The following is a 12,593-nucleotide window of genomic DNA, read 5'->3' as shown; positions in this document are numbered from 1 at the left end:
GTCCGCCGCTCGTCATCTTCTAGCAAGCTAGAAATGTTACCGCTCGACTTGCATGTGTTAGGCCTGCCGCCAGCGTTCAATCTGAGCCATGATCAAACTCTTCAATTAAAAGTTTTTTCGAAACCTAAGTTTCGTGCTCAATGAATTCTGATTGTTTGTTTCTACTTTTCAAAAAAGTAAAATCAAAACGAATTGACTATATAGTCACTCAGTTACAATTGAGACTCTAAATTTGTTTGCGTCATCTAGCGAACTAGAATCTGCTGTTAGAACTCAATCTGTACGAGTGCCCACACAGATGATTGCTTCATATTTTTAAAGAACGTTTCGAAACATTTCGCCGTTTCGAGGGATGTGCACTCTAAGCATTCCCAACTTTTTGTCAACACTTAATTTTGAATTTCTTGAGAAGAAGTTTCGAACTTAAGTTTTACTTGACGCTAACTCGTTGCTGCTTTGCTTTTCAGCGTAGCGCCCCGTGTCAGTGGGGTCGCATTATAGGGCGATCCGATTTTAGTGCAACCCTTTTTTAAAGAAAATTGCGAAAAAACGTTTGTTCGAGCAAAAAGAAAACAATCCGGATATAAAACAAACAAAAACACCCGCATTAGGCGGGTGTTTTACTACATTTAAGCTTGGATAGAGTCTATAAATTAAAACTTATACTCGATACCTAAGCCTAGATAATCCTTTTCTACTTGGTTGTCTGCATCAAATGTTGAGTAGAAACCATAAACCTTCGCGTTTTTAGCAAGCTTGTAATCAACACCGACAGAAACACCATCTACTTTGTCACCGGCATCGAAGTCAATAACTTGATACTGTGCTTTCAAGGTTGCATTGCCCAATTTGTACGCTGCATTTAGTAAGTACCCATCGGCCTCTGCACTTCCATCCACCTTTTCTTGTGTCTGGTACATTGCACCAAGTTTGAAGTCAGCTACTTTACCTTGAACAGTGAAACGAACCGTGTCATAGCCATTTACTTCGCTATCTGCCGCAATCGCTGCATAGACAGCTGACTCTTTCAATCCAGCATCGCCGTATGTTAGCGCAGTAGAGAAACCGTTTTCACCTTCTTCGCTGTCTTCAGCAATAAAGCTTCCTAGTACTCTAAAGCCATTAAAGCTTGGCGACTTGTAGGAAATTGAATCACCTAAACGGTTTTCGCCTTTAAAGAGTACCTTAATGTCACCCTCAAGGTCGTTGAACTGGTCTAACTTACCTTGAGACTGTTTTAATGCAGTGTCATTACGGCCGATAACAACTTCACCGAAGTTACCTTTTAAACCCACATACTGATTACGTGCAGTAATATTGTCTTTATCACCTTTTGAATCAGCGTCAGAGACATCTACTTGGAACTCAAGCTTATAAATAACTTCTAAACCAGAGTCTAATTTCTCAGAACCTTTGAAACCAAAGCGAGAGGCGTTACTTTTAATTTCAGTAACCGAGCCAGCACCATCGTCAGAAGATTGTACCGATACATTCGCTTTACCATAAACATCAACTTCAGCGTTTGCTTGAAAAGTGAATGCACTTAGTAATGATAGCGCTAAAGCAGTCTTAGTTAGTTTCATGTGTATTTCCTCAATATCGCAACACGTATTTTCAAAACACGCGCAGTTTGACACTGGTAAATGACAAAAATATTACACATAAAATATTTCTGAAAATAAAATGACACCCAACCTTAAGAAATACGTCACAAAAGATTCATTATAAGAATTACTTCACCGCCCCCAGTAAATTTACGATGGTTTCTATTTGCTCTAATTGGTCGTTGTCTTTGTGGTATGCCACAAATATCTCTCTTGAGTTACTTTCTACTTCATCAACTTGAGTCAACCTTCCAGCCTCAATGGACTCTAACGCTAACGCTTCTGGCACAAATGCAGAGCCACCACACTGAAGAATAAGATCAAGCGCTATTCTGCCGGTGCTGGTTCTAAAATAAGGAGGGGTTGCGCCAGTGAACTGTTTTGCATGCCATAGAGAAAAAGCAGTTCCCCAATCAACATAAACATACTGGTTGTCAAAAAAGTCTTCCTTTGTTGCGTTATCAAAAGTGCTTACAGGAATAATAGCAAGATCGCTGATCGGCTTAACAACCAGTTCATCCACTTTTGGCGGATCGAACAGAACAGCGAGATCCAATGTTCTCTCTAATAATAGTCGCGTGCTTTCTTGCTGTGCTTTCACTTCAGCAACAAGCGATACTCCGGGCATAGCGGATACAATATGGTTAATCCCGAATTGTAAAAATGCGTCCCAAATATTAGCCGTGCCGCTCAATGACAATTGCTTGTGCATATTGTTTGCCAATGCAACATCGACTTTGGCGCGCTGCATCCCAGTTAAGATCATTTTAGCGTGTGGTAACAACCTTTCACCTGGCGCAGTTAACTGAATATTGTTACGCTGGCGAATAAAAAGATTCACCCCTAAACTTTGCTCAAGCTGGCGGATCCTAAAACTTACAGCTGACTGAGTGATGTATAAATTTTCTGCCGCTCGACCGAAGTGACGGGTTTTGACAACTTCGACAAAAGTTTTTAATAGATCTATGTCCATTTTTCTTCCTGACGATAAAAATTACTCGTTTAAAAAATTATAAAACTTGGTCCATACTCCAGCCAGATAATCTTAGAGGACTCAGTTATGGATCATAATTTAGCGACTTTGAAAAATGCATTTGCAAGCCCCAGAGCCTTTTATGATGACGCCAACTTCCCTAGAGGATTCGGACGCAGTGGTCACTTCACGCTACAAGAAGCCGAAATTCTTGAACGCTGTGGTGCCACATTAAGAAGCTTATACAGCAAAGCGGAAGAACCTCAAAACAGTTTCCAATCTCAGTTTGTTCAGGTGATGGAAGGGTTAATCCCCCCAACTAACGCTGTAGAAAAAGCTTGGACCAAATATTTGAAGCATACTACGTGTAAGACAAAGTTTCACACGCTATTTGGACGCTCTAAAGTTCAAAACGACGGTAGCGTGGTGATCCCGGTAGATATTGACGACGAGCTATAAGCAAAATCGTCTAAATCCTATCAAGCTTAGACGCCAACAGAGTGGCTTTATTTCTGTCGTTGGCGTCTAAGCACTTCTATTATCAATCCCATTTCAATCTCGATTACCTCATCAGCCTCTATCTGTCTCGTATTTTGTTCTTAGTCATTACTTGTTTATTAGCACAAGCATTGCAATTAAGCGCAGTTAGGTTAAGAATTAGTAAAACAGGAAATGGTTGGCGAAGGTTGTGTTACGGAAAATCTTAATCATTGAAGACACCCCCACAATTGCGAAGGTGCAAAAGCATATTGCGACCACTGTGGGATACCATGTAGATATTGCAGAGTCTTTGGCCGAAGCCAAAGCATTGTTATCACAGCACGATTATTTTTGTGCCGTGGTAGACTTTGTGTTACCAGATGCGCCGCTTGGAGAAGCTATTCCCTGCACGGTTAAAGCTGATATTCCTACCATCGTGATGACTGGTAACCTTGAAAGTCAGACTCGCTCAATCGTTGAGCAATACCCCATCATCGACTATATCACCAAGGAAAATAAACAAGCCTATCATTATTTACGTCGCCAATTAGAACGCCTGCCAAGAAATGAAAATGTCAGAGTACTGGTTGTGGACGACTCTATTTCGTCGAGACACTATGTCTCAGCACTCCTCACTCGCCATAAATATCAGGTACTAGAAGCCTGTGATGGCATAGAAGCGCTCGCGGTATTAAAAGACAACCCGGATATTTCAGTGATCATTACCGACAATGAAATGCCAAATATGCGAGGCGAAGAGCTATGTATCGAAATTAGGCGACTCTACACTGATGATGATAAAGCGATAATTGGTATATCTGGAGTTGAAACCGAAAATTTATCTACACGATTTTTGAAAAATGGTGCTAATGACTACCTCAGAAAACCCTTTAACGCTGAAGAGTTTTACTGCCGCCTTAGCCAGAACGTCGATATGCTAGAACATATTCAAACGATACGCCGACAAGCAAATACAGACTATTTAACCAGCTTGCCAAATCGACGCTACTTTTTCGATACCGTAAAGAAAAGCCTAAAAGCAAGACATAAAAAGGAGCTCTACGGGCTGATCGCTATGATAGATATCGATCATTTTAAGCAAGTAAATGACAAATATGGTCATGAAGGCGGCGATGCAGTGCTTGAATCAATTGGCCAAGCGTTTGCTCAATACTTTCCCAATGATTTAGTCGCTCGATTAGGCGGCGAAGAGTTTGCGATATATTTTAAAGATACGGTGGCTGAACATTGCAAAGAAAGACTGGAGTGCTTCAGGGAATATTTAGAGCAAAGTAGTAACGAACTGACTGAACAGCAGATCTCGTTTACTGTTTCAATGGGACTTGCCGCTCAGGTGACTACGGACATAGAAAGCCTGATAAAACAAGCCGATGAGCGTTTATATCAGGCGAAAGCTTCGGGAAGAAACCGCTTAGTTCACTAAGCGCTTTCTTTTATCTCGATAAGAATCAAAGCTAAACATCACCAGCGCTCCCCAAATAAAGGCAAACGTTATTGCTCGTTCTGCATCAAAGGCTTCCCCATAAAAGAGTACCGCCAATATGAACATTAAGCTCGGCCCGATATATTGAAAAAAGCCAAGTGTCGTGTAGGGTATCCGTTTTGCTGCTGCGGTAAAGCATAACAAAGGCAAAGTTGTCACCACACCCGCACTTATCAATAGCGTGTTGGTGTACCAATCATTATTCCAAAGGTTGCTTGTGGCACTGGGCTCAACCCACCACCAATAAGCCAGTGCAATTGGGGTGAGAATAAGGGCTTCCACCAGCAATCCAGGAAGTGACTCAACCGCTAAGGTCTTACGCAACAATCCATATATTGCAAACGATCCTGCCAGTGAAAACGCAATGACTGGGAATGAGCCAAAACTGATTAACTGTAATACCACACCCACTATCGCTAATAACACAGCAAACTTTTGCGCCGTTCTCAACCTTTCCGATAAGAATAACATTCCCAATAGCACGTTAAGTAATGGATTGATGTAATAACCCAAACTCGCATCTAGCATAAAGCCGTTATTCACAGACCAAATAAATAAACCCCAGTTAAAACCCAACAGCAACGCAGTGAGTGTCAACATCGCCAGCAATTTAGGATTAGCCAATATGGCCTTAATTTTGGGCCATTGCTGCTTTGCCAGCACAATTAGTGCAATAAAAAAGACAGACCACACAACGCGATGAATGAGTATCTCAATCGCGTCAACATGGACGAGTTGCTTAAAATAGATGGGTGCAAGTCCCCACATAAAAAAGGCGAGTACAGCGAGTAAGTGGCCTTTCTTTTGTTCTTCAATCACGGGCGTTTAACCTTTGGAGGGATCAACTAAGAGGTCAATCATTATACTCATTTTTACTAATCACGGCGATGAAAGTTCGATGAATTCACAATCACAAAGTTTAAAGCCTACAAGTGCTCAAAACTTATTCAAGTCTCTTAAGATTAGATAAAAAGCAAAGACAAGGTTCAAAAAAAGCTCTAAAATGACACCGATGGATACCCTCGTAAGCACCCCAATTAACGACCCTCATTCAGTACTGAAAGATGTGTTTGGCTACAGTACGTTTAGAGATGGTCAGCTTGATATTATTCAGTCTAGCTTAGCTGGTCAGGATACGCTTGTACTACTGCCTACCGGCGGCGGTAAATCACTCTGTTACCAAGTCCCAGCAGTATTATTTGCAGGCGTGACAATTGTTATATCGCCACTTATCTCATTAATGCAAGATCAGGTCGCGCAGTTAAAAGCACAAGGCATAGCCGCTGAATATATCAACAACAGCGTCGCTTGGGAGCAGCAAAGAGATACCTATGACGCGCTTTTCCAAGGCCGTTTAAAGCTGCTGTACGTTGCACCAGAAAAGGCCTTACAACGAGACTTTATTGAACGCATATCCAACTGTAACATCAGTTTGTTTGCCATTGATGAAGCCCATTGTGTATCTCATTGGGGACATGACTTTAGACCGCACTATTTTCGTTTAAAAGAATTACGTCAACATTTTCCGTCCGTTCCGATGATGGCATTAACCGCAACGGCCGATTTAGCGACACGAAAAGATATTGTCCAGCAATTAGGTATGCAAGCACCATTTATCTATACCGGTAGCTTTGACAGACCCAATATTCGTTACACCATCGAAGAAAAGTTCAAACCCCTGTCGCAGTTGATCCGCTATTTAAAAGAGCAAAAGGGGCAAAGTGGCATAATCTACTGTGGTAGCCGTAAACGTGTTGATGATATTGCCGAAAAGCTGATTGATGCTGGGTTCAATGCTGCAGGTTATCACGCAGGTCTAGATAATGAACAGCGCCAGTTTGTACAAAACCGCTTCGCCCGAGATGACATTCAAATCGTAGTTGCAACCGTTGCTTTTGGGATGGGGATCAATAAACCCAACGTGCGATTTGTGGTTCACTATGATATTCCTAAAAGTGTAGAAGCGTATTATCAAGAAACCGGCCGTGCAGGGCGAGATAGCTTAGCAGCTGAAGCCGTTATGTACTTTGATCCTGCGGATATTCCCCGCGTTAGGCGCTTTTTTGAAGATATTCCAGACGAGCAACGTCGTAAGGTTGAAGAACAACGGTTTCAGGCGATGTCGAGCTTCGCTGAAGCGCAAACCTGTCGTCGTCAAATTTTGCTCAATTACTTCAGCGAATATCAACGTGAAGCATGCGGAAACTGTGATATTTGCCTTAACCCACCGAAACAATTTGATGGTACATTAGTTGCCCAACAAGCGTTATCGTGCGTATACCGCGCAGAACAACGCTTTGGCATTAGTTACATTGTGGATATTTTGCGTGGGGCAAATACCGCAAGGATCAGAGAACAAAATCACCATACCCTCTCAACCTATGGGATCGGGAAAGAGCACAGCAATGAATTTTGGCTGAGTATCTTACGTCAATTGATCCATCATGGTTTATTGAGTCAAGATATTACTCAAGGCGCAACGCTTAGATTAACAGAAGCCGCCCGCGCCGTACTTCGCGGCGAATATGTGCTACAACTCGCAGAACCAAGACTTGTAGCAAAGCATGTCTATCAAGATAAACTGGCTCAGTTTAATTACGATAAGAAACTATTTGCTAAGCTTCGTGCACTCAGAAAGCAGCTCGCAGATGAAGATGATGTACCACCGTATGTTGTATTTAACGACCGAACGTTGGCTGAAATGGCACAAAGAACGCCAACAACTGATAGTGAGTTTTTGCAAGTATCTGGTGTCGGTTTTACTAAGCTCAACAAGTACGGTGCCCCTTTCATGCAGCTCATTCGCAATTATTTGGAAAGAGAATAATGACTACACTCACTTTGGATAATTCACACGAGGTGATTATCGTCAGCTGTGAAATTACACCTCAAGACGATGAATTTGAACTTTGGGGGCAAATATTCTTACATCAAGATGAGATTCAATTAATTGAATTCTCTGCTGGAGCGGATAGACATCAGTGGCGTTTTTCATATAAAAGCTGTAATTTTAATTTAAATTTTGAACATTACAGTGAGAGTGTGTGGATAGCTCCTGATGGCGTTGATGCCTTAGAACTCCTACCTTTCCTACGCCAACAACTTTCTCGTTAAGTCCACATAAAGCTCTTTAAGTCTATAAATATTATTACTTTTGTTGCAGAACTAAAGCAAGCTGCAACAATATAATCCATACTAAAGGAATATTAGACTTAAAGGCTCTGTGATGAATGTAAAGAGGATTTCGTGTAATAGTATTGTGCTAATGTGTAGCCTAAATGCAGCTGCGCAAGCTGAAAAAGTGCCTGCTGTTGATTTTGCTAATAGCTGTGGTAATAACCGAGTTGAAGCACAAAGCGACCAAAACCTTTCACGCCAGCTAGACAGCAAACAAGCCTATCCTGAGCCCGCAGAGGGTAAAAAGGTCGTCGCTATCACTCTAAAACAACTTAATGTTTTCGATACCGATAAACCTGAAGAAGACAATGCCCTATTCCGATTTGCCAACCGTTATCATATTCAAACCAAGCCCGAAGTATTAAAAAGCGTGCTCCTATTTCAGGAAGGGGATGCTTACAACCCAAGAAAACTCAGTGAATCCGAACGACTCCTTCGCAATCAGTCATACCTATATGATGCACGTATCTATGCCGTAGAAAACTGTGATGGTGATATTTTAGTTACGGTTGTAACGCGGGATCTTTGGACACTATTGCCCGATTTAAGTTTTAGTCGTAGTGGTGGGGAAAACACTTCTCGAATTGGGTTTAGAGAAAGTAATTTATTTGGCTGGGGAAAGCGCCTTTCTTTTACCCACATACAAGAGGTCGACCGCTCTGGTTATCAGTTTGTCTATGATGACCCTAATATTTTAAACTCAAGATATCGTGGTCGCGTAGAATATTCAGATAATGACGATGGTGAGCGCCACTATATCGATGTGAGCTATCCATTTTTTGCAACCGATACTCCATATAGTTATGGTTTTACGAGTTATTCCGACAAACGCGAAGAACCCATATATTCTGAAGGTGAAACAATCTCAGAGTTCAGTCAATCCACGGATGTCACGCAAGTCTACTTCGGACACTCAAAAGCGCTATCGGGCAGTTGGACTCGCCGTCTCATCGCAGGCGTTAGACATGAGCAACATACCTTCCGTGAGATAGCAGATACCACTTTACCCATTGCACAAGATAGAACGCTCACCTACCCTTATGTTCAAGCTCAGTGGTTTGAAGATTCCTATGTAAAAGTACGCAACTTCGACTCGATTTATCGTACAGAGGATCTTAATTTAGGTTGGAATATTAATGCTCTATTTGGCTATTCAGCCGAATCTTGGAGTGACGATACTGAACGTCTTGTCTATTCATTTTCTGCCAATACGGCACACTACACCTCAGATCACAGCTTGTGGCGTTTTTATTTTGATGTCAGTGGCAACTGGAACAAAGACACAGATAAAACCGAAAACCTAATAGCGAAAACGACCTTTCAATACTATTTAAATACCAGCTTGTATGAGTCTTGGTTTATCAACGCAAGCTATACCTATGGGAATAACCTGACCTTTGATAATCAAATTACGTTAGGGGGCGAAACCGGGCTTCGCGGATACCCAATAAAATATCAGCAAGGTAGTCGCAGTATGCTACTCAATATCGAAAAACGCTATTACTGGGAATATGACTTACTGCGCTTATTCAAAATTGGTGGTGCAGCTTTTTTTGATGTAGGGCGCGCGTACCACTCTCACCTGCCGATTGAAGCAGATGAATCAGTCCTAAAAAATGTCGGTATTGGCTTGCGTTTAGCACCTAGCCGAGCCAATTCAGATATCATGGTTCATATTGATTTAGCCGCACCAATTAATGGCCCGGATAACGTCGATAGCGTACAGTGGCTATTAACGGTAAAAAATCGCTTTTAACGGTGTCGCACAACAATAAACATGATATAAAGCAGAAAAAATTTCTTAGGATACGATTTTGCATTTGTTAGATTTCGCACTCAGTCAATACAAGCTAATTGTAACTTTGGTGGCGCTATTATCCTTCCCACTATTAATGAAGGCATGTTGCAAACTCTTAGAAAAAGTAACACGCGGAAAAATAGACTCTCATCGTAAACAACGTGCCGACTTACTCGTTCGTGTACTTGTTGCCTTTGTATTCGTCTGCTTTATGCTTGTATTCTGGGGCATAGAACTTCGTGGTTTACTGGTGCTTGGTTCATCGTTATTTGCGATGCTTGGTGTTGCCATGTTTGCCGGTTGGTCATTACTTTCCAATCTGACTTCATTTTTACTTATGTTTATTCAAAACGATTATCGCGTTGGGAATTGGGTAAGAATTGTTGACGGTGCAAACTTTGTTGAAGGCTGTATTGTAGAGATGGGGTTGATGAGTGTAGTGCTGCGCCATGTTGACGGCCATAAGGTCGTATATCCTAATAACTTGTTTGTTACTCGACCCGTTATGGTGCTTAGTCAAGAACCGACTAAACCTAAACAGGTTACAACACCAAGAAGAACATTAGGCCCTAAGAAATAGGGCCTATATCGTCAATAAAGGTTTCTAGCTGTTGCTCAACAATACTATTAGCATGTGCAAAGTAAGCTAAGTGAAAAACTGCATCTCCTTCATTCACCAAAGGTAGCATTTGTTGGCCAATCACTATCCCACTACGAGGTGCGATAATCGCTTCTTCGCTTTGACCTAATGGACTGTCTATATAAGCCAAGATTTGACCTTTTGATACGCGTTCCCCCAAGTTAACTTGTGCTCGAACAATACCATCAACGTCTGCACGCACCCAACTTGTTGCAGCCGCGATAACTGCGTCATGACGTTGCTTCCTGCGACGTCCACGCAACATTCTGAGTTTGCGCATGACATTTTCAACCCCTTGCAATCCAGCTGCAATGGCCAATGAGTCAAACCGCAACGCTTCTCCCGCTTCATAAGTGATAACAGGAATGTCCAATCCCGCCGCTTCACTTCGTAGCGAACCATTACGCAGTCGCGCATCTATCGCAACCGGCGTACCAAACGCCATGGCCATTTCTTTGGTCATTTCGCAGGACAAGTCACCACGGATCTGCGGTAAATTAGAGCGATGAATCGCGCCAGTATGTAAATCGATAATATGGGTGCACTTTTTTACCACCAAATCGAAAAACATAGATGCCATTCGAGCCCCTAACGAGCCTTGCTCAGAACCTGGAAAACAGCGGTTTAGATCTCGTCTATCAGGTAAATAGCGAGACTTATGAATAAAGCCAAAGATATTTACGATAGGCACCGCTATCAAGGTGCCACGTAGCGTTGCCGCATCGACTTTACTTAATAGCTGGCGCACGACCTCAACGCCATTTAATTCATCTCCATGAATTGCGGCACAGACCAAAAGTACCGGCCCGGCCTCTGCGCCATTAACGACTTCAATCGGAATGGTCATTGGTGTGTGAGTGTAGAGCTTGGCCACTTCCAACTGGACAGTCTGCCTTTCAGCAACACCCACTCGTGTATCTAATAACGTAAAGGGTTGGTTGATTTTAACCTTTGCCACGTGTAGCAGTCCTTTTCGCCGCTGCATTCTTCTCGATAAAGGAGATGATCAAGCTAGCAATGTCTTTACCTGTTGCCTTTTCAATGCCCTCAAGGCCCGGAGATGAGTTCACTTCCATCACCAAAGGACCTCGCTCTGAACGCAATAAATCTACACCGGCAACATTTAGGCCCATGGCTTTTGCTGCAGCAATTGCAGTGCGGCGCTCTTCCGGAGTGATTTTTACCAATGTCGCAGAACCACCACGATGCAGATTTGAACGGAATTCGCCCTCTTGCGCTTGACGCTTCATCGCGGCAATGACACGGTCGCCGATAACGAAACAGCGAATGTCCGCACCACCAGCTTCTTTAATATACTCTTGCACCATAATATTGGCTTTTAAGCCCATAAATGCTTCGATAACGCTTTCCGCCGCTTTACGAGTCTCAGCTAACACCACACCAATACCTTGTGTGCCTTCTAGTAACTTGATCACAACCGGTGTGCCGCCAACCATTTCCAGTAAGTCTTTAACGTCATCAGGCTTACTGGCAAAGCCTGTGATTGGCATGCCTACGCCTTTTCTTGACAGTAGCTGTAATGAACGCAACTTATCTCTTGAGCGAGTGATTGCAACAGACTCATTCAATGGGTACACCCCCATCATTTCAAACTGTCTGAGTACCGCACAACCATAAAACGTCACAGAGGCACCAATTCGCGGGACAATCGCATCAAAGCCGCTCAACTGCTGACCCTTAAAGTGAATTTCAGGCTCACTACTATTGATATTCATATAACAACGTAGCGCGTCAATAACCTCAACTTCATGCCCACGCTGCTCTGCCGCCTCAATTAAACGACGTGTTGAATATAAAGATTGATTCCTTGAAAGAATGCCAATTTTCATGATTTATCCGTTTTATTACTTAAATATGACTGTTCTGGATCAACAAGGATGCGGCCTCGCATCGCCGTACGACCCAGTAACATTCTAAATTTCATTGTTTCTCTATCGCTTAGCGTGATTTCAATTGGCCAAGCCTGATTGCCGATAGTTAAATTTGTTTCTATTACATAACGTAGTTCTTTATGACCGCCCGAATCGGTAACAACGCGCTCATCTACTACTTTTGCTTCACTACAGACTTCATAGTCGGTATTGTCTTGTTTGGGATGGATCCAAAACCTTACCCAAAGTTCATCTTGTTCTGTTTTGAAAGGCTCAACCTTAAAGGCGTGCAGACATGATGTTCTTGCTCCAGTATCTACTTTCGCTTTGATTTTTTCGATACCTAAATCGGGTAAGGAAAGCCACTCTCTCCAACCAACTGTGATCATATTATGCTCTCGTACAAAATGAGTTCGGACTTATACGCTGATTCAAGTCACTTGAAAAACAAAATAAATTTATCCTAAAGATAAAAACGCTCTGTTAAGCCAAGCACCTTAACTTACAGTAACACCACTTACACAT

12 protein-coding genes and 1 rRNA gene are annotated in these 12,593 nt (G+C 42.4%); 6 read left to right on the top strand and 7 right to left on the bottom strand.

The window, feature by feature from the left end:
- The 3 genes from DS891_RS19225 to DS891_RS19215 form a co-directional block, all read right to left on the bottom strand.
- Window positions 1-108, bottom strand: a 16S ribosomal RNA gene (locus tag DS891_RS19225); the annotation flags it as partial.
- 545 nt (window positions 109-653) lie between these two features.
- Window positions 654-1,583, bottom strand: coding sequence for a porin (locus DS891_RS19220; protein WP_010607243.1), 930 nt, complete (start codon window positions 1,581-1,583; stop codon window positions 654-656).
- 148 nt (window positions 1,584-1,731) lie between these two features.
- On the bottom strand, window positions 1,732-2,577 hold the full coding sequence (locus DS891_RS19215; protein ID WP_010607242.1) for a LysR family transcriptional regulator: 846 nt from the start codon (window positions 2,575-2,577) through the stop codon (window positions 1,732-1,734).
- Between the two features lie 87 nt (window positions 2,578-2,664).
- On the opposite strand from DS891_RS19215, the gene maoP reads away from it, so the two are divergent.
- Both maoP and DS891_RS19205 read left to right on the top strand, forming a co-directional pair.
- Window positions 2,665-3,036, top strand: a complete 372-nt coding sequence (maoP, locus tag DS891_RS19210; protein WP_010607241.1) for a DUF413 domain-containing protein — start codon at window positions 2,665-2,667, stop codon at window positions 3,034-3,036.
- Between the two features lie 229 nt (window positions 3,037-3,265).
- A complete protein-coding gene (locus DS891_RS19205; protein ID WP_029215908.1) occupies window positions 3,266-4,501 on the top strand; it encodes a response regulator in 1,236 nt (411 codons plus the stop codon).
- On the opposite strand, the gene rarD is transcribed toward DS891_RS19205, so the two are convergent.
- On the bottom strand, window positions 4,490-5,380 hold the full coding sequence (gene rarD / locus DS891_RS19200) for an EamA family transporter RarD (protein ID WP_039493074.1): 891 nt from the start codon (window positions 5,378-5,380) through the stop codon (window positions 4,490-4,492). The genes DS891_RS19205 and rarD overlap by 12 nt on opposite strands.
- Window positions 5,381-5,573: 193 nt before the next feature.
- Here rarD and recQ point away from each other — a divergent pair, with 193 nt between their 5' ends.
- The 4 genes from recQ (at window position 5,574) to DS891_RS19180 (ending at window position 10,116) form a co-directional block, all read left to right on the top strand.
- Window positions 5,574-7,388, top strand: coding sequence for a DNA helicase RecQ (recQ, locus tag DS891_RS19195; protein WP_174170627.1), 1,815 nt, complete (start codon window positions 5,574-5,576; stop codon window positions 7,386-7,388).
- Window positions 7,388-7,675, top strand: a complete 288-nt coding sequence (locus DS891_RS19190; protein WP_039493070.1) for a DUF3630 family protein — start codon at window positions 7,388-7,390, stop codon at window positions 7,673-7,675. The genes recQ and DS891_RS19190 overlap by 1 nt, the downstream gene beginning before the upstream one ends.
- Before the next feature lie 151 nt (window positions 7,676-7,826).
- On the top strand, window positions 7,827-9,494 hold the full coding sequence (locus DS891_RS19185; protein WP_130127004.1) for a POTRA domain-containing protein: 1,668 nt from the start codon (window positions 7,827-7,829) through the stop codon (window positions 9,492-9,494).
- A gap of 58 nt (window positions 9,495-9,552) precedes the next feature.
- The gene (locus DS891_RS19180) at window positions 9,553-10,116 is read left to right on the top strand and encodes a mechanosensitive ion channel domain-containing protein (protein ID WP_010607234.1); all 564 of its coding nucleotides are present in this window, start codon (window positions 9,553-9,555) and stop codon (window positions 10,114-10,116) included.
- Here DS891_RS19180 and DS891_RS19175 read toward each other — a convergent pair.
- The 3 genes from DS891_RS19175 to DS891_RS19165 are packed head-to-tail and all read right to left on the bottom strand — an operon-like array spanning window position 10,106 to window position 12,457.
- Entirely contained in the window at window positions 10,106-11,134 is a 1,029-nt protein-coding gene (locus tag DS891_RS19175; protein ID WP_010378992.1) for a succinylglutamate desuccinylase/aspartoacylase family protein, read from the bottom strand. The genes DS891_RS19180 and DS891_RS19175 overlap by 11 nt on opposite strands.
- On the bottom strand, window positions 11,121-12,026 hold the full coding sequence (gene rimK, locus DS891_RS19170) for a 30S ribosomal protein S6--L-glutamate ligase (protein WP_010378991.1): 906 nt from the start codon (window positions 12,024-12,026) through the stop codon (window positions 11,121-11,123). Before rimK ends, DS891_RS19175 begins: the two co-directional genes overlap by 14 nt.
- A complete protein-coding gene (locus DS891_RS19165) occupies window positions 12,023-12,457 on the bottom strand; it encodes an ATP-dependent zinc protease (protein WP_088531788.1) in 435 nt (144 codons plus the stop codon). Before DS891_RS19165 ends, rimK begins: the two co-directional genes overlap by 4 nt.
- Window positions 12,458-12,593 lie beyond the last annotated feature (136 nt).

The sequence above is a fragment of the Pseudoalteromonas sp. JC28 genome (assembly GCF_013319255.1).
In the GTDB taxonomy this organism is placed as follows: Bacteria; Pseudomonadota; Gammaproteobacteria; order Enterobacterales; family Alteromonadaceae; genus Pseudoalteromonas.
This window is presented reverse-complemented; position numbering and strand designations above follow the sequence as displayed.